This window comes from Candidatus Methylomicrobium oryzae (assembly GCF_016745425.1).
Lineage (GTDB): Bacteria > Pseudomonadota > Gammaproteobacteria > Methylococcales > Methylomonadaceae > Methylomicrobium > Methylomicrobium oryzae.
Window position 1 is genome coordinate 196,975 of sequence record NZ_JAERVK010000006.1, and the last position, 22,280, is coordinate 219,254.

The window sequence follows — 22,280 nt, forward strand, 5'->3', positions numbered from 1 at the left end:
GCAGGTTATCGTTTCTCTCCTAGCAAGCTTAACGCTTTATTATCCTCCTGCTTCGCTAGAAGTTTATTTCATATCGCACTAATTTGTAAATAAAATTTAGTCGAACATCGCCAGATATTCGACTTCGCTGATCACTTTCACCCCTTTTGCCGCGGCTGCGCTGATTTTCGCTGCGCCGACGTCTTCACCGGTCACCAGAAAATCGGTCTTGCCGCTGACTGCGCTGGCGACTTTCGCGCCCAGCCGCTTGGCTTCGCGCGTCATCTCCTCGCGCGAACCGTGCGTCATCGTGCCGGTAAACACGAGCGTTTTGCCGGCGATCGGACTGGCGGGCTGCGCCTGCTCGCTGCGCAGCGGCGTCCTGACCAGATTGAAACCGAGCGCATGAATGCGTATGAAATCGTTCTTGATTTTCGCCAGATTCGCAATCACCGCTTCGCCGGTTTTCTGCGCGAAGCCTTCGATCGAAACGATATCGTCCAATGTCAGGTCGAAAATGGCCAGCAGCGGAAAATGCTGCAAAAGCCGCTCGCAGTTGCCGAGCCCCATTCGGTAAATGCCGAATGCGCCGAGAAAACGCCAGTCCTCGATCGGATCCCGGCGGCTCCGGGCCAGTTGATCGAGCAGATTTTGCGAGGTTTTCTCCCCGAAACCGAGCTGCTGCAAATATTTCCGATCCAGTTGGTAGATTTGGTATACCGAATTGACTCCCGCCGCATGGAGTTTCTCGATCGTCCTCTCGCCGAAACCGTCGATATTGCCGAGCGTCCTGAAAAAATGCTCGATCGTATTTTCGATTTGCGCCGGACACTGGACCGGATTCGGGCAATACAGATAATCGCTGTCCCAGATCAGCGCGGTGCCGCAGCTCGGGCAGGTTTCCGGAATTTGCGGCGTCTCCGCCCGCGTAATCACCCGCTCGATCTTCGGAATCACCAACCCCGAACGGATCAATTCGATTACGGCCCCCTCGCCGATCCCCATTTCTTTCACCATTTTGTAATGGTGCGCAGTTGCACGCGAGATCATCGCGCCGCTCAATTTGGTCGGCTCCAGCTCGGCGACCGGATTGACCCGGCCGGAACGCGAGGTCTGCGGAATTATCCGCAGCACTTTGACAACCGCAGTCTCGATATTGTTTTTATAGGCGATCTGCCAGCGGTGATGGTGGCGCGTTGCGCCCATGTGCTGCTTGATCCTTGCATCGGTCACTTCGAAAATCACCCCGTCGACATCGTACTCGACCTTGGCCGGCACCGCGTGCACAATCGTCTCGAACTGCTCCAGAATCTCTTTTGCCGAACCTTGCCAGTCCGGCAGCTGCGCAAACGGAAAGAAGACCGCGGCGTGGTTCTGAATCGCCGCCAGCGCATGTTCTTCGAGCTCCTTTTCCTTGATGATGCTGGCCTGAAAATTACGCGCATTTTCAAAATAATCGGCCAGATGCGTCGCGAAATAACGCTGGTTCACCACGATCTCGCCGGCGCCCTGCCCGCGCCGGCCGTCTCCTCCGACGATCAGTCCGCGCTCGAACACCCGGCTAATGTCGGTCCCCTTGCGGCCGTCGCCGCGGGTATAAAGCATTTTGCCGTCGTCGTAAGCCGCAAAGCCGTCCAGCTTCGGCGTCACGCGAAAACGCAGCCCGTCAAACGCAATGCCCAAGTCCTGCGCCGCTTTTTCGACTCGCTGCAGCCATTTTTCAATGCCTTCCTTCGAGTAGCTCTTCTCGGTCGAGAGCATCATCTCGGGCAGCGCGACCGTTTTGCCGACAAACGCTTTTTCGGGCTCGACCGCTTCCAGATAAGGATGATCGGGGTGGCGCCGGCGCAACTCTTCGAGAAACACGAAATCGTACAAGGCATCCGAAATGATCGGTTCCCCGCGTCGGTAATATGCGTTGCAGACCTTCAGAAATTCGACCAGTTCGTCGTCGGACAACCGCTCGGGCTGTGCCTCGGCGGCGATTTTGAGAATGGCTTCGGGTGGGGTGTTATTATTATTCAATGGAATTGACCGGCAATAAAAAAGGCCAGACGGATCATCGCCCTCAGGCGAGAAATCCGTCTTACGGCAAAACTTTTCCGGTAAGTATTACAGGCTCCGGCGAATCAATTCTACCGTTTTCTCGCTCAATGGCTTATGCTCATGGTCGAGCACGGTGCCGTCCAGCTCGGCTGCCATGAATACGGCCGTCTGCACGAAGTCGTCGAAGACCGGCACCGCATCTTCCAGCTCGCCGGGCTGCATGAAAAAGATGATGCCCGGGCAATAGAAGTTTTCCAGATCGTGCTCGGGGAAGGTTCCCGGCGGTTGCATGCTGGCAACGCCGAAATCCACCAGGCGTTTCGAATCGAGCCGTTCGTAAATTTTCAGATTGCCGTATTCGAGGCCGGCGATGTCGAACGCATGGGCGAGGTCGAGGCCGTTAAAGCCTTCGTCCTGGTTCGCGATGACGCTGAACTGAATGATGCTGGGCGCGGGAAAGCGCGGCTCCGGCTCCTCATAATCTTCATAGTCCTCATCTTCCGGATTCAATTCAGCAGCCGGCTCTTCGACCTCCGGCTCATGATAGCGGCTCGTTTTGCCGGCTGAAACCGCTACCGGCGCAACTGCCATCCTGTCATCGCCATCCTCTTCTAACGTGCCAAGAAAGTCCTCGTCATCCATGGCCGTTCTCGAGGCAAGCCCGGACTTCGGCGGCGTTTCGTCCTCGAAATCCTCCTCCAGACTTTCCCGGTACTTCTTGCTTTTGACGAATGCCCATGCCAGCATTCCGGTAATGATGATCAAACCGGTTGCAATGATCACAATTCTCAATAATTCTTTATCCATCAGGTTTCCGCCAGACTGACTGCTTCTTCTAAATCGACCGCGACCATCCGGGATACTCCCGGTTCTTTCATCGTGACGCCGGCCAGCTGGTGCGCGATCTCCATCGTGGCCTTGTTATGCGAAATATATAAAAACTGCACCGCGGACGACATTTCCTCGACCATTTTCGAAAAGCGGCCGACATTCGCATCGTCGAGCGGCGCATCGACCTCGTCAAGCAGACAGAAAGGCGCCGGATTCAGATCGAAAATCGAAAACACCAGCGCAACCGCGGTCAGCGCCTTTTCACCGCCGGACAGCAAATGGATCGAGCTGTTACGCTTGCCGGGCGGACGCGCGATGATGTTCACACCCGACTCGAGCAGATCCTCGTCGCTAAGTTCCAGATAGGCCTGACCGCCGCCGAACAATTTCGGAAATTTTTCCTGCAAGCCGCCGTTTATTTTATCGAAAGTTTCCTTGAATCGCAGCCGGCTTTCCTTATCGATTTTGCTGATCGCCAGCTCCAGGGTCTGCAGCGCCTCCATCAGGTCGGCATGCTGCGCATTCAGGAAATTCATCCGTTCGGTCTGCGCCTTGAACTCTTCGATCGCGGTCAGATTGATCGCGCCGAGGCGTTCGATCTGCCGGGCCAGTTCGTCGACTTTTTGCTTCCACGCCGATTCTTCGGCCTCTTCCGGCAAATGCTTCAGGACCTCATTCGCATCGGCTTCGATCTCGCTTAACTGTTCGTTGACGGTTTGCTGGCGCACCCGACTCTCCTGCAGTTCGTAACGAATCTTGTCGAGTATTTCCTTGCGTTTTTCGAGCACGTTTTGCAGGCGGATTTGTTCCTGCGAAAACCGCGAAATATCGGCTTCGATCTGTTCCTGTAACTCGCGCTGGGTTTTCAGTTGCTTGTCGAGCCGCTCCCGGTCGAGCCTCAAATCCTGCAGCTGCTGTTTTTCTTCGTCGATCGGCTTCAAGGTGTCCTGCAGTTTTGCCTCCAGCTCGGCTTTGCGGTCAAGCAGTTGCCGATATTGCAATTCCAGGCGTTCGATCTGTTTCGCGGTATGATTTTCGGAGGCCAGCAGCGACTCGATCTGGGTTTTCAGCGCGAAAACTTTTTGCCTGGCGTCATGTACCATTTGTTCGGCCGATTTTTGCTGGCTGAAGAGATCCTGGCTCGCGCTTTCGAGTTGATATTTTTGCTGCCCCTGCTTTTCGAGCGTCTGTTCGGCCTCCTGCATCAACTGGACCGACTCGGCGATCAGTTCGGCATTCTCGGCGATATGCGCGTCGATATCTTCCAGCTCGCGGCGCAACTGGGCGATCCGGCGCTGCTGCTGTTCGAAACGCGCAGTTTTGGCGCTATGCTCGGCGCTGCGCATGGTCAGCCGGCTCTGCAGCGTTTTATCTTCCTGCTGCAGGGTGTCTCGGCTGCGCTCGGCGGTCTTCAGATCGTCCTCGGCGGTTTCGAGGCGCTCCTCGAAAACGGCGATTTCGGCCTGTAATTCTTCCTGACGCTGCTTCAGCTGGCGTAGTTCCCGTTCGCGCTGCAGAACGCCGGCCTTGCTGTCTTGCGCGCGGATGATCCGGATCCATCCCGGCCCGAACCAGGCACCGTCCGACGTGATTACCGATTCGTAGGGCTTCAGCGATAACGCCAGATGCCTGGCTGAGGCCGTCTCTTCGGCACAATAAATGCCGGCAAGAATCGCGTTCAAATCCCAAGGCGCTTTGACCTTAGCCGCCAAAAGCCCCCCGATCTGCTCGGCTTCCGGCCGATTTTTAAAACCGGTTTCGAACAAGGCGAGCGAATCGCCCTGCAAACGGGGCAACTCCGCCACGACCGGATCGGCATCCTCGACACAGATTGCCTCCAGATAGCCGCCCAGCACCGTTTCGACGGCGGTTTCCCAGCCCGGCTGCACGTCCAGGCATTCGGCCAGTCGCCGGCTGCCGCCGAGCTGCATAGCGTTCAACCACTCGTTCAGCTTCTTGTTGTCCTTGCCCATCGCATGCTGCTGAAGCAGTTCCAGGGAAGTAATTTTGCCCCGGATCCCGTGCAGTTCGGCGCGCTGTTTGTGCAGCGTATCGTGCAGGCTTTTGATCTCGTCCCGACGGTCGCGGCTCAGCCGCTGCACGGCCTCGATCTTTTCGTGCAATTCGGCCCGGTCCGACTCGAGCAGATCGATCTCCTCGGCCAACGCCTCGATTTCGTCTTCCAGTTCGCTCCCGGACAATTCGTCGCGCTCGGCCTGTAATTGGTCGCGCCGGGTCTGCAATTGCCGATTCTGGTTCTGCAATTGCTGGGATTTGACCCGTTCGACTTCGACCTGCTCCTGATGGCGCGCGCTTTCGGTCCGGTACGCTTCCCATTCGGCCTGCCAGTCGCTCTGTTTCTGCTGTACGCCCTGCTGTAATTGCAGGCTTTCTTCCTGGCGTTGTTCGGCAGTCTGTAAAGCCTCTTCCGCCGTCAGTTTCGCCTGCTTCAGGGTTTCGAGCTGCTCCCGGTCCGCATCGATCTCGCCCTGCGCCAGTTCGGCCTGGCGCTTGACTCGTTCGATCTCGGTCTCGGTTTCGCGATGGGTTTGCTCGTTATGGCGGATTGCCTGCTCAAGGCTGCCGACTTCCGCAACCACGCTGTAATAATCGCCCTGCGCCTTGTTCAGGTTCTGCTGTTGGTTTTTATGGTCGCCGCGCTTGCTTTCGAGCGCACTTTCCAGCTCGCGCAATTCGACGAAGGCCCGGTTATGCTCGGTCGCCGCTTCCTGCATCGCCGACTCCAGAGCGGCCGCGGCAGCCTGGTACGATTGCCAGCGCATCGCCAGCAGTTCGAGTTTGAACTGGCGTTCCTGTTTTTTCAATTCGGTGTATTTCTCGGCTTTCTCTGCCTGCTTTTGCAGGTGTTTTAGCTGTTTTTCGACTTCGTCGCGAAGATCCTGCAGGCGCTCGAGATTTTCGCGGGTATTCTGCATCCGGGATTCGGTCTCCTGACGCCTTTCCTTGTATTTGGAAATGCCCGCCGCCTCTTCGATATGCAGGCGCAGGTCTTCCGGTTTCGCTTCGACGACCCGCGAAATGGTGCCCTGTTCGATGATCGCATAACTGCGCGCACCGAGGCCGGTGCCCAGAAAAATGTCTGTGATGTCCTTGCGCCGGCATTTCGAGCCGTTCAGCATGAACTGCGACTGGCCGTCGCGGCTCACCTGGCGCTTGATCGAAATGGTCGAGTAATTGGCATATTCGCCGCCCAGTTTGCCTTCGGTATTGTCGAAGATCAGCTCGACCGAGGCAGTGCCTATCGGTTTGCGGGTGGCGGAACCGTTGAAAATCACATCGGCCATGTTTCCGCCGCGCAGGTGCTTAGCCGAACTTTCGCCCATCACCCAGCGCACTGCGTCGATGATATTCGATTTGCCGCAACCGTTCGGACCGACGATGGCGGTCAGGTTGCCGTTGATCGGGATCGTCGTCGGGTCCACAAACGACTTGAAACCCGCCAGTTTGATTTTTTCCAGTCTCATTACGGAAATAAGAAATTCTACGCGAACAAAATGAGCGCGTATTATCGGTGATTATGGGGCGAGCGGCGACTGTTTTCAGCGCCGCCCGCCGCATCGGAACGCCAACCTAAAAACCTGCGGCCTTGTCGCGTGCCGCCTTGGCGCCGGGGAAATCTTTCTGCAATTCGCGCGCATGGGCGATCAGCAGCCAGCTGTGCTTCTTCAGATATCGGTCGCCCCCGGCCAAAAGCGCGGCTTTTTTCGCCAGTTCCTCGGCCTGCTTCGGTTTGGACTGCTTCAACCGTAACAGCGCCAGCTTGTAATAGAGCCCGGCATTGTTCGGCTCGATGTTGCGGGCGCGCTCGATCGTGGCTATCGCGGAATCCAGGTTCCCCAACCGGCTGCTCTGATTGGCGGCCGTCACCAGCGCGCCGACGGCAGGCGAAGACGAAGCGGACGGCTCTATCGGTTGAAAAGGGGTTGGAGCCGGAACAAACGCTTCCGGCGCCGGAACATTGACCGCTGCCCCCGGAGACACCGGCGGAGCTTCAACACCGCCCGCCACGGCCGGGACATCCGCCTCCGGCAACGACGGCAAAACCCCGTCCGTCCCACCGGTCATCGGCGTCGGCTCGATGGGGGTCACCTGCTGATTGAATTCCGGAATCGGCGTCGTTTTCACTGTGGGTTCAGGAATCTGAGCCGGAGCCGGCGGCGGCTGCACCACAGGTGCGCGCGGCTGCCGGTAGACCGGCGCGGGCCCTGTATAGACCGGAGCGGGATACTGCTGTACGTAAAGCCCCGCGCAGCCCGATAAAAGTCCGGACAGCACGAAAAGTATAATGAAATGTTTTTGCATCATTGATTTCTCATTTAGCGCGGAGTAAGGCGGAAAAATATGCCGTCCGTAAAATCCAGGCCACTTTTTTCGGTGCAGTCAGGAAACTTTCTGCCCGTAATAATTGATTTTCTGCAATCGATTCAGATTCGCGTGCCGGGAATCGAGCTTCAACCGTTTGAAAATCGCCCGGACCTCCATAGCCCTGACTTCCTCCAGGGCGCCGAATCTTAACTTAAATAGGCTCTTTTTCCTACTTTCGGGGAAAAAGCGCATGATCCGGTCGACCTCTTCATCGATAATCCGCCGCGCCCGCAGCAAGTCTTTCGCTACATCCTCGGGAAGATCAAACGGATCATCGGGTTCGACCGCGATGGGAGCAGCCTCCGGCTGCTTCGGCCGGCCGGCATTTTCACGGTTCAGTATTTCGCGCAGGCGGCGGCTTTTGGCCAGATCGACGAGCGGAGAATTTTCGCTGACTTCCATATAGGAAAGTCCCGAGGCTTTTCGTTCTGTTTCTGCGGACATGAAGAACAAGCGGAAATGAATAAAAGACAAACTTTAACCCGACTCGTTAAAAAATAACAAGCTTTCTGCTAGCTCGACCGATTTGTCGAAGGCAGACGGATCCGCGAAGCGCTAGGGCAGATTTAGAAGAAAAATCTGAGGGGGAACGGACAATCTGCCGGGAGGCAAAAGCCGCCTTGGGCAATCGTCAAACGAGAAGGAAGAAAAAACGTTTGAAAATAATAGGCCGCCACTAATTCTCAATAATTTCGAGATCAGTTCAGGCGGCCTAAATACTTAATAAAGATTAAGCGGATTGAGACAGAGATTTATTGCTCGTCGTCCGGGTGTGGAGCGAAAACCCATTTTACCAGGGCGTACACCGCGCCAACCACAACCAGCAAACCAACAATGCCAGCAGGCGTTTTCAAAGTCTCAGTCAAATCTAAGATGAACCCCATATTAGTCCTACCTATAATTGTAAATATTTTTTAGAAATTGCCAGGTTAGTAGCAAGGAATGCACATGATACTTTAGGCTCCATTAAAGTCAAGGATTAATGACGGATAAACGGCCCAGCCCCGGCCTGCGGCATTCTTTTTACCGTGCCAGTATGTCCTCGGATAACGAGTGTGGTATAGTTTAAATTCTATGTAATAGATTCGGACTGAGGGGAAAATTCATGCGCCACTATTTATTATCATCGGTAGCCTTCCTGGCGTCTTTCACGGCAAACGCCGATGTGCAGTTGAAGGATGACAGCGACATTCGAGGCAAATGGAATTTGTATGCGGAAGCGGCAAAGCTGGACGGCGAAAAGAAAAACGTCGATATCGTCTGGGATTTTGCGGACAACGGCGTTCTGAATACAATTGCGACCGACTCGCTCGGCCGTACCAATGAGATGAGAATCGAAGTAAAATACATGGTCGAGGACGGAGTACTGAAAAAAGAAGTATCACCGGGACGCGGCAAATTTGAAACCTGCAAAGCCGTCGAAAAGACCGCAGACAGCATGGTGCTCAAATGTTCTTTCAATTACTTCTTCCTGAAAAAATAATAATTAAGAAAATAATAAAGGTGTAACTATGATAGGTGGAATTTTAATGGTGTTGGCCGTCATCTGGGTTTATCAGTCGGTCAACAAAGCAAAAGTCAGCAATCCTTTAATGTGGGTCGCGATCGCGGCCGGCGTGTTCTTCGTTGTACAAATGTTACTGGTTCAGGCAAACGTCTTTATCCTGGAAGCGGTCCGGGGCAGCGAATCCAGCGGCGATTACGAAAGAGACCTGCTCAGCGTCGGCGACAGAAAAAACCAGGGCGGCTTTCAGGGCGTGGGCGGCTACCTGTTGTCGGTCTTTTTCGAACTGATGCCTCCGCTGGCCGGCGTACTCGCAGTGGCCTTCGTACGGCTCAAGTTCATTACCAAAGAATCCTTTTCGATCGGCAATCTGTTCAGCGGCATCAAGGAAATGTTTACCAGCATTTCGCAAAGCTTCAAAACTCCCGAATAAAACGCCGCAAGGCCCCCGCCTCGCTAAAAAGCTCAAGCAATGCTTGAGCTTTTTAGTTTGCGGCATGAGGTCCCGTAAGAACTCCTTGATAACGGTCAACCGGTAACCATCCGTACCAGAAAGATGATCGCGGAAACAAAAACGACCGTAAAGATCAGCCCCGCTATCAGATAGGCCGGCAACGAGCCTTGCGTAAAGTCTTTTTGCCTGTTTTTTTCGCTTTGAACTCCTATTGCGGCGGACAAAACACTTTTTATTACATCGACGATCGACGGTTTAGACATTCGTATCTCCTTAAAAAAATCCGAATAGAATAATAGTGTAGTCATTCGGCCCTACCAACCGCAATTTTTCGACGACCAGCCCGACCTTTTACCTTTGCCCATGGACAAAACCCGCGATTTAAAACAGCTCCTTTCCCAGAAAATCCTATTCCTCGACGGCGCGATGGGCACCATGATCCAAAGCTACAAGCTGGAGGAAAAAGACTACCGGGGCGCGCGTTTCGCCGACTGGAACATCGACCTGAAAGGCAACAACGACCTCTTGTCGCTGACCCAGCCGGCAATCATCAAAGCCATTCACAGCGCCTACCTGGAAGCCGGCGCGGACATCATCGAAACCAACACCTTCAACTCGACCCGGGTCGCGATGGCCGACTACCGGATGGAAGCTTTGGTTTACGAAATCAATGTCGAATCGGCGCGTCTCGCCCGCCAGGCGTGCGACGACTATACACAGCTTACACCGGGCAAGCCACGCTTCGTCGCCGGTGTACTGGGGCCGACCAACCGGACCGCCTCGATGTCGCCCGACGTAAACGATCCCGGTTTCCGTAACATTTCGTTCGACGAACTGGTCGAGGCCTACACCGAAGCGACCCGGGGCCTGATCGACGGCGGCGCCGACATCATCCTGATCGAAACGGTATTCGATACGCTGAACGCGAAAGCCGCCGCATTTGCAGTCGATGCCTACTTCGAACAGAGCGGACACAAGCTGCCGGTGATGATTTCCGGTACGATCACCGATGCTTCGGGCAGAACGCTGTCCGGACAAACCGTCGCCGCGTTCTGGCATTCCTTGAAACATATCGAACCGATCTCGTTCGGTTTCAACTGCGCGCTCGGCGCAAAAGAGCTGCGCCAGCACATCGACGAACTGTCGACGATCGCGGACACCCATGTCTCCGCGCATCCGAACGCGGGGCTGCCGAACGAATTCGGCGAATACGACGAATCGCCGGAAATGATGGCACAGGAAATCGCCGATTGGGCGAAGCAGGGTTACCTGAACATCATCGGCGGCTGCTGCGGCACGACGCCTGCGCACATCCAGGCAATCGTCGAGGCGGTTTCGCCCTACCCGCCCCGCCCCATCCCCGACATCCCGAAAGCCTGCCGATTGTCCGGCCTCGAAGCGACGACGATCGGCCCGGACAGCCTGTTCGTGAATGTCGGCGAACGCACCAACGTGACCGGCTCGGCGGTCTTCAAACGGCTGATCGTGGCCGGCGATTACGAGGCCGCGCTCGACGTCGCCCGCCAGCAGGTCGAAAACGGCGCGCAGGTGATCGACATCAACATGGACGAAGGCATGCTCGAATCGAAAGACGCGATGGTGCGTTTCCTGATGCTGCTCGCGGCCGAACCGGACATCGCAAAAGTGCCGATCATGCTCGACTCGTCAAAATGGGACATTCTCGAAGCCGGACTCAAGTGCATCCAGGGCAAGGGCATCGTCAATTCGATTTCGCTGAAGGAGGGCGAAGCCAAATTCATCGAACATGCGAAGCTGGTCCGGCGCTACGGCGCGGCGGTGATCGTGATGGCGTTCGACGAAGTCGGCCAGGCCGACACCAAGGCCCGCAAGGTCGAAATCTGCACCCGCGCCTACCGGATTCTGACCGAACAGCTCGGCTTTCCGCCCGAAGACATTATTTTCGATCCGAACATTTTCGCGATCGCGACCGGCATCGAAGAGCACAACAACTACGGGCTCGATTTCATCGAAGCGACCCATGAAATCAAGGCGACCCTGCCGCATGCGTTGATTTCCGGCGGCGTCTCGAACGTGTCGTTCTCGTTCCGCGGCAACAATCCGGTCCGCGAAGCGATCCATGCGGTATTCCTCTACCATGCGATCCAGGCCGGTATGGACATGGGCATCGTGAACGCGGGCCAACTGGCGATTTACGAAGACATTCCGGCCGAGCTGCGCGATGCGGTCGAGGACGTCGTGCTGAATCGGCATCCCGGCGCAACCGAAAAACTGCTCGAAATCGCCGAACGCTACCGCGGTGACGGCTCAAGCGGCGCCGTCAAGCCCGAAGAGCTGGAATGGCGCAGTTGGCCGGTCAATAAACGTCTCGAACATGCGCTGGTGAAAGGCATCGCCGATTTCATCGACGAGGATACCGAAGCAGCCCGCCTGCAAGCCGACAAACCGCTGCACGTCATCGAAGGCCCGTTGATGGACGGCATGAACGTGGTCGGCGACCTGTTCGGGGCCGGCAAAATGTTCCTGCCGCAGGTCGTCAAGTCCGCGCGGGTGATGAAAAAGGCGGTCGCGTACCTGATGCCGTTCATGGAAGACGATCAGGCCGAAGAACGCCAAAGCAACGGCAAGATTCTGATGGCAACGGTCAAAGGCGACGTGCACGACATCGGCAAGAACATCGTCGGCGTGGTACTGCAGTGCAACAACTACGAGGTGATCGACCTCGGCGTGATGGTGCCGGCCGAAACGATTCTACAGACCGCGCGCAAGGAAAACGTCGACATCATCGGTCTCAGCGGCCTGATCACGCCGTCGCTCGACGAAATGGTGCACATTGCGAAAGAAATGCAGCGTCAGGGTTTCGAAATTCCTTTATTGATCGGCGGCGCGACCACCTCGCGCGCGCACACCGCGGTCAAGATCGAACCGAATTACGAAGGCGCAACAGTCTATGTACCGGACGCCTCGCGCGGCGTCGGCGTCGCGGGCAGCCTGCTCAGCGCCGATCTGAAAGCCGGTTATACCGAAGCGGTGCGCGCCGAATACCGGGAAGTCCGGGAGCGCCATAAAGGCAAGGAAGCGAAGACCCTGCAGCATCCGATCGAAGCCGCCCGCCGAAACAGAGCTGCATGGGACGGCCATATTCCGGTCAAACCCTCGTTTCTCGGCATCCGGGTCATCGACCGCTTCCCCCTGGAAACCCTGGTCTGGTATATCGACTGGTCACCGTTCTTCCAGACTTGGGAGTTGGCCGGGCGTTATCCGAAAATCCTGGACGACGGCGTGGTCGGCACCGAAGCCCGCAAACTGTTCGATGATGCGCAGGTAATGCTGCACAAGATGATCAGCGAAGAATGGCTGACCGCCCGCGCGGTGATCGGCTTTTTCCCGGCCAACAGCGACGGTGACGACGTGATCGTGTACGAAGACGAATCGCGCACCAAAGTCCGCGCCGTGCTGCACCACCTGCGCCAACAGAACGTGAAGGCGCCGGGCCGGCCGAACTATTGCCTGTCCGACTTCATCGCACCGAAAGAGCAAGGCATTGCCGATTACATCGGCGCGTTCGCGGTGACCGCCGGCGTCGGTATCGAAGCGAAACTGGCCGAATTCGAACGTGATCACGACGACTACAGTTCCATCATGTTGAAGGCGTTGGCCGACCGGCTGGCCGAAGCTTTGGCAGAATACATGCACCAGACCGTCAGAACCGATTACTGGGGCTATGCGAAGGACGAAAAACTCGACAACGAACAACTGATTGAAGAAGCCTACCAAGGCATCCGCCCTGCCCCCGGTTATCCTGCCTGTCCGGATCATACCGAAAAAGCCAGGCTGTTCGAACTCCTGAACGTTACCGAGAGTACCGGCATCACCCTGACCGAAAGTTATGCGATGTATCCCGCTGCGGCAGTCAGCGGCTGGTATTTTGCGCATCCGGAAGCGCAGTATTTCAACGTCGGCAAAATCAACCGGGACCAACTGCAGGACTATGCCAAACGCAAAGGTATCGCCGAGGAAATCGCCGAACGCTGGCTGTCGGCGCATCTGAATCATTAAGTTAAACGAAAGGCGCAAGGCGAAAGGAAAAATCCCCCTTGCGCCTCTCTCCTGCCCGTTTTTTAGTTTCTTACGCCCTTTAATTCTTCCATGTCATTAAAAGAAAAAACCGAACATTCTCTCGAACGCATCATGTACGGCAGCCGGTGGATCCTGGCGCCGGTCTATGTCGGGATGAGTCTGGTCGTCGCCGCGCTGTTCATCAAATTCTTCCAGGAACTCTATCATTTCCTGCCGCACCTCCTGGAGATGAACGAAGCCGACCTGATCCTGAAAGTGCTGGCCCTGATCGACCTGACCATGGTCGGCAGCCTGATCGTAATCGTGATGTTCAGCGGTTACGAAAACTTCGTTTCCCGTCTGGATATCGCCGAAGACGCCGAGAAACTCGACTGGCTCGGCACCCACGACTACGGCTCCCTGAAGATGAAGATCGCCTCGACCATCGTCGCGATTTCGTCGATCCATCTGTTGAAAATCTTCATGAAGATCGAAGACACCCATAACGAGAAAATCCTCTGGTACGTGGCCGTGCATCTGACGCTGGTCGTTTCGGCCCTGCTGATGAGCGTCCAGGATAAGCTGAGCAAACACTGATGCGTCTCTTATTGCTCGGCACCGAAGGCTGCCATCTCTGCGAAGAGGCCGGGGAAATCGTCGCGGCGTGCGCGCCGCAATTCCCGATCGAATCGGTCGACATTGCCGAACATCCGGAATGGCAGCCCGATTATGCGCTGAAAATCCCGGTTCTGCTGGAACCGGAAAGCCGCCGCGCGCTCTGCTGGCCTTTCGACCTACCGCAGGCAGCCCATTTTCTGCAACAATTCGGTGAAGCGGTGTCGCGTTAAAGCCGGACGGACGCCCACCCTCCGCCCTGTTCCGGATGCCGCTCGCCCGGAACCCCGCCCATCGGGGTCCAGCGGCAATTTTTCGGTAAATCGTTGAATGATAAAAACACCAGCCCGGCTTTTGTGTATAATTCCTTCCCTTAACCCTCGTTAAACCCCGAAATCCCTTTTTGCGATGCGGGCACAGGATGCGCTGCATTCAATCATTCGCTAACCCTTTCAAATTGACTCAATGGATATCAATAAATTAAGAAACGTCGCGATTATCGCGCACGTCGATCACGGCAAAACTACGCTGGTCGATAAACTGCTGCAGCAATCCGGCACGTTTGCCGCACACGCGAAAGTCGCCGAGCGGGTCATGGACTCGAACGACCTGGAAAAAGAACGCGGCATTACCATTCTGGCCAAGAACACTGCGCTGGACTGGAACGGTTATCACATCAACATCGTCGACACCCCAGGCCACGCCGATTTCGGCGGCGAAGTCGAGCGGGTGCTGTCGATGGTCGACTCGGTGCTGCTGTTGGTCGACGCGGTCGACGGGCCGATGCCGCAGACTCGCTTCGTGACCCAGAAAGCATTTGCGTTGGGCCTGCGCCCTATTGTCGTGATCAACAAAATCGACCGCCCCGGCGCACGCCCGGACTGGGTCGTCGATCAGACGTTCGACCTGTTCGACCGCCTCGGCGCCACCGACGAACAGCTCGATTTTCCGATCGTCTATGCTTCGGCCCTAAACGGTTTTGCCGGCCTGGAGCCGACCGTCACCGGCGGCGACATGACGCCACTGTTTGAAACAATCGTTGAACACGTCAGCCCGCCGGACGTCGATCCGGACGGCCCGTTCCAGATGCAGGTATCGAGCCTCGACTACAACACCTACGTCGGCGTGATCGGGATCGGCCGGATCCAGCGCGGCACCGTCAAGACCAACATGCAGCTGACCATCGTCAGCCGCGAGGGCGAAGAGCGCAAGGGCCGCATCCTGCAGGTGTTCGGTTTCCACGGCCTGGAGCGGGTCGAAGTGCCGGAAGCCAGCGCGGGCGACATCATCGCCTTTACCGGCATCGAAAAGCTCGAAATCTCGGATACGCTCTGCCATCCCGAAGCGGTTGAACCGATGAAGCCGTTGACCGTCGACGAGCCGACCGTCACGATGACCTTTCAGGTCAACAATTCGCCGTTCGCGGGCAAGGAAGGCAAGTTCCTGACTTCACGCCAGATCCGCGAGCGTCTGGAAAAAGAATTGCAGCACAACGTCGCGCTGCGCGTCGAGGACACCGGCGATCCGGACAAATTCAAGGTCTCGGGCCGCGGCGAACTGCATCTGTCGATCCTGATCGAGAACATGCGCCGCGAAGGCTTCGAACTCGGCGTCTCGCGTCCGGAAGTGATCCTGAAAGACGTTGATGATGAGAAGCACGAACCGTTCGAAATGGTCACCATCGAAGTCGAGGAAATTCACCAGGGTACGGTGATGGAAAAGCTCGGCGAACGCAAGGGCGACCTGTTGAATATGGTACCGGACGGCAAAGGCCGGGTGCGTTTGGAATACATGGTGCCGTCACGCGGGCTGATCGGCTTCCAGACCGAATTCATGACCTCGACTTCAGGTTCCGGCCTGTTCTACCATGTTTTCGATCATTATGGGCCAATGAAAAAAGGCGAACTCGGCACCCGGAAACGCGGCGTGCTGATTTCGATGGTGCAAGGCAAGGCGCTGGCTTATGCGCTGTACGCATTGCAGGAACGCGGCGAACTGTTCGTGGTGCATGCGGACGAAGTCTACGAGGGGATGATTGTCGGCATCCATTCCCGCTCGAACGACCTGGTCGTCAATCCGTGCAAAGCCAAGCAGTTGACCAACATCCGCGCGGCCGGCTCCGACGAAAACATCATCCTGGTCCCGGTGCAGAAAATGACGCTCGAACAGGCGCTCGAATTCATCGACGAAGACGAACTGGTCGAAGTTACTCCGAAATCGATTCGGCTGCGCAAGAAACTGCTGCTCGAACACGAGCGGAAACGAGCGGCGAAGGGCTGATTAAGTTTTCTCCTCTCTTTTCTACAGAAAACAGTTGCAGAGGTTGGGCTGAATGAAATGAAGCCCAACATTTCGTTAGTTGGGTTACGCTGTCGGGCGGATTGCTCCTTGCATTGCTCCAACTCCTGCGGTCTATGCAGTCGTAACCCAACCTGCTTTGCTTTTTGCTCCTCCGGTACTTTAAACTCCGGTAAATCAAAGGTGCGGTATACTCATCAAAATACCTTAACACCATGACCTCCTCTCTGCACTCCTTCCATCCAGTCGTCGCGCGTTGGTTTCTGGACCGCTTCAAGGCGCCGACCGATGTGCAAAGCCAAGCCTGGCCCGCGATTCAGGCCGGTCAGGCAACCTTGATCGCCGCGCCGACCGGTTCCGGCAAAACGCTGGCTGCCTTTCTTGCGGTCATCGATCAACTGGTCAGGCAAGGCGTCGAAGGCTTTCTGCCCGACCAGACACTGGTGCTTTACGTCTCGCCGCTGAAAGCATTGTCGAACGACATCCACAAAAACCTCGAGCTGCCATTGTCCGGGATCGGCATGGCATTGCTCGAAGCCGCCCTGCCCGGCGTCGTGATTCGCGCCCAGACCCGGACCGGCGACACCAGCCAGGCCGAGCGGATCGCGATGAAGCGCACCCCGCCGCACATCCTGGTCACCACGCCGGAATCGCTGTACATCCTCCTGACCTCCGAATCGGGGCGCGAGATGCTGAAAACGGTGTGCAGCGTGATCGTCGACGAAATTCACGCGCTGGCCGGCAACAAGCGCGGCGCGCATCTGATGCTGTCGCTGGAACGGCTGGCGCAGCTGACCGAAAAGCCGCCGGTCCGGATCGGCTTGTCCGCGACGCAGAAGCCGTTGACCACGATCGCGCGTTTCCTGACCGGCGACCGGGACCAGACCTGCACGATCATCGACACAGGCCACACTCGGCAACGCGATTTGAAAATCGAGGTGACCGGCTCGCCGCTGGAAGCGGTGATGGCGAACGAGGTCTGGACCGAAATCTACGACCGTCTCGTCGAACTGGTCAACGACCACCATACCACGCTGATTTTCGTGAACACCCGGCGGCTGGCCGAACGGGCCGCCGCCGCGCTGGCCGAGCGTCTTGGCGAGGAATTCGTCACCTCGCATCACGGCAGCCTGGCGAAGGAACACCGGCTCGATGCGGAAAACCGGCTCAAGCAGGGCCGGCTGAAGGCGCTGGTCGCGACCGCTTCGCTCGAACTCGGCATCGACATCGGCGATGTGGACCTGGTCTGCCAGCTCGGCTCGCCGCACGGGATCGCGGCGTTCCTGCAACGGGTCGGACGTTCCGGGCACCGGCTCGGCGCGACCCCGAAAGGCCGGCTGTTTCCGCTCACGCGCGACGATCTGCTGGAATGCACCGCGTTGTTGAATGCGGTCGCGCACGACCAGCTCGACACGATCCAGATTCCCGATCATCCGCTCGACGTGCTCGCCCAGCAGATCGTCGCGGAAGTCGCCTGCCGGGAGTGGCCGGAACGCGATCTGTACGAAGCCCTGCGCAAGGCCTGGCCATATCGGGAGCTGACGCCGGACCAATATACGGACGTCGTCAAAATGCTGGCGGACGGCTACCACACCCGCCGGGGCCGGCGCGGCGCCTACCTGCACCGCGACGCCGTGCACGGGATGCTCAGGCCGCGCAAAGGCGCGCGGCTGACCTCGATTATGAACGGCGGCGCGATTCCGGACCAGTTCGACTACGATGTGATCATGCAGCCGGAAGGCCTGTTCGTCGGCACGTTGAACGAGGATTTCGCGTTCGAGAGCATTCCGGGCGACATCTTCCAGCTCGGCAACAATTCCTACCGAATGCTGAAGATCGAGCAGGGCAAGGTCTTTGTCGAGGACGCGCACGGTCAGCCGCCGAACATCCCGTTCTGGTTCGGCGAAGCGCCGGGCCGCAGCCGCGAGCTCTCCGAAGCGGTGTCGGATCTGTCCGAGGCAATCGACCGCCTGCTCGATCAAGGCGGCGATGCCGCGCACGATTTCATTTTCCACCGGCTCGGCTTGCCTTCCGCGGCCGCCGAACAGCTGCATCACTATCTCGCCTCCTCGAAAGCCGCGCTGACCGCGCTGCCCTCGTTCAAAACGATTATCTTCGAACGCTTTTTCGACGAGACCGGCGACATGCATTTCGTGGTGCATTCGCCCTACGGCTCGCGGATCAACAAAGCCTGGGGGCTGGCGCTACGGAAACGCTTCTGCCGGCGCTTCAATTTCGAGCTGCAGGCGGCTGCGACCGAGGACAACATCGTGCTGTCGCTCGGGCCGACGCACAGTTTTCCGCTGCTCGAACCGGCCGGCTACCTGAAGGCCGCTTCGGTCAAAGACGTGTTGGTCCAGGCGCTGCTCGCCGCGCCGATGTTTCCGACGCGCTGGCGCTGGGTCGCGAACACCGCGCTGGCGGTGCCGCGCAACCGCAGCGGCAAAAAAGTGCCGGCGCAGTTCCAGCGCAACGATGCGGAAGACCTGATCGCGATCGTTTTTCCGGACCAGCTCGCCTGCTTCGAGAATATCGCCGGCGACCGGGAGATTCCGGATCATCCGCTGGTCGAGCAAACGTTGTGGGACTGCCTGCACGACCTGATGGACCTTGACGGCCTCGAGGCCTTGCTGGCAGGCATCGAAAGCGGGGAAATCCGGGTGCTTGCCCGCGACCTGACCTCGCCGTCGCCGATGGCGCAGGAAATCCTGAACGCGCGCCCTTATGCATTCCTCGACGACGCACCTGCGGAAGAACGCCGTACGCTGGCCGTACAGCAGCGCCGTTTCGGCAGTCCCGAGGATGCGGCCGAAATCGGCCGCCTGAATCCGGAAGCAATCGGACAAGTCTGTAAGGAAGCTTGGCCGGAAGCGCGCGACCCGGACGAACTGCACGATGCCCTGGTCGTACTCGGTTTCATCACCGAACAGGAAGGCTTGCTAAATTTGCCCGACCAGTCGCCGAACCGATGGCCGGAATTATTCGCTGCCTTGCAGGCAAGCCGGCGCGCGACGGTGATGCAGATGAGCGACGGCCAAAGGCTTTGGATCGCCGCCGAACGCCTGGCCGAATTGCAGCAGATTTATCCGGAAGCCGCCCTCGCACCGGACATACCGGCGGTGCCTCTGGCCCACACATTGACCGACGAAGACATCCTGCGCGACCTGATCCGCAGCCGGCTGGAAGGACTCGGGCCTGTTACCGCCGAACAACTGAGCAGACCGCTTGCTTTATCCGCGGCGCAAACCGGGCAGGCGCTAACCGCCCTGGAACAGCAGGGCGTCGTGCTGCAAGGCCGCTTCACGCCAGATGCGGAGGCGGTGGAATGGTGCGAACGCGGCCTGCTCGCGCGCATTCACCGCTACACCCTGAAACAGTTGCGCCGGGAAATCGAGCCGGTCGCACCGAGCGTTTACATGCGCTTTCTGTTCCACTGGCACGGTCTGCACGAGCCAGGCGCCGGCGAAGCCGCACTCGCCAAGGCCCTGCATCAGCTCGAAGGCTGTAACCTCCCTGCCTTCTGCTGGGAACACGACATTCTGAGCCGCCGTATCAAACCTTATTTCGCGTCCGAACTGGATCAACTTTGCACGTCAGGCAAATTCATCTGGCTGCGCTTGAAAGCGCTGGGCGACAGCGCGCCGAAATCGGCCGGTAAAAACACGCCGGTCGCCTTGGTCGCGCGCGAGCATCTGGAAGCCTGGCGCGCCTTTGCGCCGGTTTCGGACGTTGAGGCGCTGGCACTTTCCGGCAATGCGATGAAAGTCCATGCCGCGATCAAGGAGTGGGGCGCAAGCTTTTTTCAGGAGCTGGCCGCCGAAACCGGCCTGCTGAAGACGCAGCTCGAAGAAGCGCTCGGCGAACTGGCCGCCGGAGGACTCATCACCTCGGACAGCTTCCAGGGTCTGCGCACCCTGGTCACGCCGCAAAAGATCCTGCACCGGCGCGGCAAGCGCTATCCGATTTACGATCCCTTCGCCGCGGCCGGGCGCTGGTCGCTGCTGCGCCCCTTGCGCAAATTGGGGAGCGATCATTATCCGGCCGTCGAACATATCGCCCGCGTGCTGCTCAAACGTTACGGCGTGGTGTTCCGGAAGGTGCTGGAACGGGAAGAAAACCTGCCGAGCTGGCGCGAGCTGTTATACGTTTACCGGCGCCTCGAAGCGCGCGGCGAACTGCGCGGCGGCCGCTTCGTGCAGGGATTTGCGGGCGAGCAGTTCGCGCTGCCCGAAGCGGTCGGCCTGCTTCGGGATCTACGCAAGCCGACCATCACGCCCGAGCTGACCGTGATCAATGCGTCCGATCCGCTGAACCTGACCGGTATCGTTACGCCCGGCGATCGTATCCCCGCTCTGCACAGCCAGCGCCTCGTCTACAAAGACGGAGCGCCGCTGGCGCATGGCTCGGGCAAAAACGTGCATTACCTGCAAACTCTTGACGCGGAACATCAATGGCAATTGCAGTGGGCCTTGCTGAACAAATAATGCCGCCCTTATGCTATTACCGTTATCGTGAAAGATGCGTAGGATGTGCTGAACGCAGTGAAGCGCATCGGGTGCTTTCAGGGTATCGTTCGCGACCGATGCGCCTCCTTACGTCGGCACATCCTACGCTGCTTCTGTCTATCGCGATAACAGCCTCAACCTTATGGCATCGGCTCACCTTTACCGGGAAAAACCCAATGAAAAAACAAGAAAATTGTCGAATTTTATTGATGTCCATCAATCAAAATTATCGATAATAACCCTGTTACACTCAGCGTCAGTCACACTATCATTTCAGACCGGCCGATTCCTGATCCATCCGCGTGGAGGAATCGGCGGCGTTTCCCGTCCTTCTTGATCAAGGAGAAAATCATGAACGCTAAATATATTTTCGCTGCATTCCTTCCCGTCATCGCCTCCGGCGCCGCTGCCCAAGGAACCCCGGAAGAGGACGCCTGCCGTAAAGCGGTGGCCGAGCTCGCAAAAGGCGAAATCGTCAAGATGAAGCTTGAAAATAAAAAAGGCGTGGACCTTTATGAGATCGACGTCAAATCCCCGGACGGTGTCAAGTGGGAATTTAAGTGCGACAAAGCCACCGCCAAAATCCTCGAAAAGGAACAGGAACTGCCGAACGCCGATCATCCTGCCTTTACGGCGTTGAAGAAAATCGATGAAGCGCAGGCCCGCCAAATCGCTTTGAAAGCCCAGCCCGGAACGATTACCAAAGTGGAATATGAAATCGAAAAGGACGGCACCGCCACGTATGAATTCGGCATCAGAACGAGCGACGACCAGGATATGGAAGTCGAAGTCGATGCCGCAACCGGCAAGATTATCAAGACCGAAGAAGATTAACGGCCTACAGGCGCCGGCAAGTCAACGATAAGACTGACGGAGAATGCCGGCCGCAACCCGTTTATTCCGAAGACTCTTGCAAATGCTCATTCTTCAATTGAATATAATGCGCCGCGGAATATTCGAGAAACTCTTTTTCGGAATCGGTTAGCGGCCGCTTTTTCTGGGCGGGCGAACCGACGTACAGATGCCCGCCCTCCAGCCGCTTGCCCGGCGGCACCAAGGCGCCCGCGCCCAGCATCACATAGTCTTCCAGCACCGCATCGTCCATCACGATCGCGCCGATGCCGACCAGGCAATAATCGCCGATCGTGCAGGCATGCGCCACCGCCCGGTGCCCAATCGTCACACCCTTGCCGATCGTCAAGGGATAACCTTTTTGGGTGAACTGGCCGTAATGCGTCACATGCAGCACCGAGCCGTCCTGCACATTGGTGCCTTCGCCGATCGTAATGCGCTCGACATCGCCCCGAATCACGACCGAAGGCCAGATCGAAACGTCGTCGCCGAGCGTCACGTCGCCGATCACGGTCGCATTTTCGTCGATATAGACGCGCTCGCCGACGACCGGCCGTTTACCTTTAAAACTTCTGACTGTCACATTGGCTCCTTGAATAGAATGTTCCCAGAAAGGGGTTAATATAACCGTTCCCCGGCGCTTAGGCCAGATTTGCGGAAACATTCCGCCGGGGCGTAACCGCCCCGCATCTTCAATGGCTCCTGTTGGGAGCGAAGGGCTTCGAAATGCGTCCCTGGTCCCGTCCGCAGACTCCAATCAATGGACCGGCAA

15 protein-coding genes are annotated in these 22,280 nt (G+C 57.5%); 8 read left to right on the forward strand and 7 right to left on the reverse strand.

Going from position 1 to position 22,280, the window contains the following annotated elements; all coding sequences use genetic code 11:
- Positions 1 to 96: 96 nt before the first annotated feature.
- From JJL52_RS08795 to JJL52_RS08815, 5 genes are all read right to left on the reverse strand, one after another.
- The gene (locus tag JJL52_RS08795) at positions 97 to 2,004 is read right to left on the reverse strand and encodes a helix-hairpin-helix domain-containing protein (protein ID WP_202052033.1); all 1,908 of its coding nucleotides are present in this window, start codon (positions 2,002 to 2,004) and stop codon (positions 97 to 99) included.
- 87 nt (positions 2,005 to 2,091) lie between these two features.
- On the reverse strand, positions 2,092 to 2,832 hold the full coding sequence (locus JJL52_RS08800; RefSeq protein WP_202052034.1) for a cell division protein ZipA C-terminal FtsZ-binding domain-containing protein: 741 nt from the start codon (positions 2,830 to 2,832) through the stop codon (positions 2,092 to 2,094).
- The gene (gene smc / locus JJL52_RS08805) at positions 2,832 to 6,341 is read right to left on the reverse strand and encodes a chromosome segregation protein SMC (protein WP_202052035.1); all 3,510 of its coding nucleotides are present in this window, start codon (positions 6,339 to 6,341) and stop codon (positions 2,832 to 2,834) included. The genes JJL52_RS08800 and smc overlap by 1 nt, the downstream gene beginning before the upstream one ends.
- A 106-nt stretch (positions 6,342 to 6,447) precedes the next feature.
- Positions 6,448 to 7,182, reverse strand: a complete 735-nt coding sequence (locus tag JJL52_RS08810; RefSeq protein ID WP_202052036.1) for a tetratricopeptide repeat protein — start codon at positions 7,180 to 7,182, stop codon at positions 6,448 to 6,450.
- 75 nt (positions 7,183 to 7,257) lie between these two features.
- Positions 7,258 to 7,686 (reverse strand): hypothetical protein, encoded by a 429-nt coding sequence (locus tag JJL52_RS08815; protein WP_202052037.1) that lies wholly within the window; start codon positions 7,684 to 7,686, stop codon positions 7,258 to 7,260.
- A 661-nt stretch (positions 7,687 to 8,347) separates the two neighbouring features.
- Here JJL52_RS08815 and JJL52_RS08820 point away from each other — a divergent pair.
- Together JJL52_RS08820 and JJL52_RS08825 are read left to right on the forward strand one after the other, a co-directional pair.
- On the forward strand, positions 8,348 to 8,725 hold the full coding sequence (locus JJL52_RS08820; protein ID WP_202052038.1) for a hypothetical protein: 378 nt from the start codon (positions 8,348 to 8,350) through the stop codon (positions 8,723 to 8,725).
- 28 nt (positions 8,726 to 8,753) lie between these two features.
- Positions 8,754 to 9,179 carry a hypothetical protein gene (locus JJL52_RS08825; protein ID WP_202052039.1) on the forward strand — a complete coding sequence of 142 codons (426 nt, stop codon included), beginning with the start codon at positions 8,754 to 8,756 and terminating at the stop codon, positions 9,177 to 9,179.
- Positions 9,180 to 9,274: 95 nt separating this feature from the next.
- On the opposite strand, the gene JJL52_RS08830 is transcribed toward JJL52_RS08825, so the two are convergent.
- Positions 9,275 to 9,463 (reverse strand): DUF2970 domain-containing protein, encoded by a 189-nt coding sequence (locus JJL52_RS08830; protein ID WP_202052040.1) that lies wholly within the window; start codon positions 9,461 to 9,463, stop codon positions 9,275 to 9,277.
- A gap of 100 nt (positions 9,464 to 9,563) precedes the next feature.
- On the opposite strand from JJL52_RS08830, the gene metH reads away from it, so the two are divergent.
- From metH to JJL52_RS08860, 6 genes are all read left to right on the forward strand, one after another.
- Complete coding sequence (gene metH / locus JJL52_RS08835) at positions 9,564 to 13,238, forward strand: methionine synthase (RefSeq protein WP_202052041.1); 3,675 nt, start codon at positions 9,564 to 9,566, stop codon at positions 13,236 to 13,238.
- A gap of 90 nt (positions 13,239 to 13,328) precedes the next feature.
- Complete coding sequence (locus JJL52_RS08840; RefSeq protein ID WP_202052042.1) at positions 13,329 to 13,835, forward strand: TIGR00645 family protein; 507 nt, start codon at positions 13,329 to 13,331, stop codon at positions 13,833 to 13,835.
- Positions 13,835 to 14,086, forward strand: coding sequence for a glutaredoxin family protein (locus tag JJL52_RS08845; protein WP_202052043.1), 252 nt, complete (start codon positions 13,835 to 13,837; stop codon positions 14,084 to 14,086). Before JJL52_RS08840 ends, JJL52_RS08845 begins: the two co-directional genes overlap by 1 nt.
- A 232-nt stretch (positions 14,087 to 14,318) precedes the next feature.
- Positions 14,319 to 16,133, forward strand: a complete 1,815-nt coding sequence (typA, locus tag JJL52_RS08850) for a translational GTPase TypA (RefSeq protein ID WP_202052044.1) — start codon at positions 14,319 to 14,321, stop codon at positions 16,131 to 16,133.
- A gap of 233 nt (positions 16,134 to 16,366) precedes the next feature.
- Positions 16,367 to 20,635, forward strand: a complete 4,269-nt coding sequence (locus JJL52_RS08855; protein ID WP_202052045.1) for a DEAD/DEAH box helicase — start codon at positions 16,367 to 16,369, stop codon at positions 20,633 to 20,635.
- Positions 20,636 to 21,007: 372 nt separating this feature from the next.
- Positions 21,008 to 21,490: a PepSY domain-containing protein gene (locus tag JJL52_RS08860; RefSeq protein WP_202052046.1), complete on the forward strand. Its 483-nt coding sequence runs from the start codon at positions 21,008 to 21,010 to the stop codon at positions 21,488 to 21,490.
- A 61-nt stretch (positions 21,491 to 21,551) separates the two neighbouring features.
- On the opposite strand, the gene JJL52_RS08865 is transcribed toward JJL52_RS08860, so the two are convergent.
- Complete coding sequence (locus JJL52_RS08865) at positions 21,552 to 22,091, reverse strand: gamma carbonic anhydrase family protein (protein WP_202052047.1); 540 nt, start codon at positions 22,089 to 22,091, stop codon at positions 21,552 to 21,554.
- Between the last annotated feature and the right edge of the window lie 189 nt (positions 22,092 to 22,280).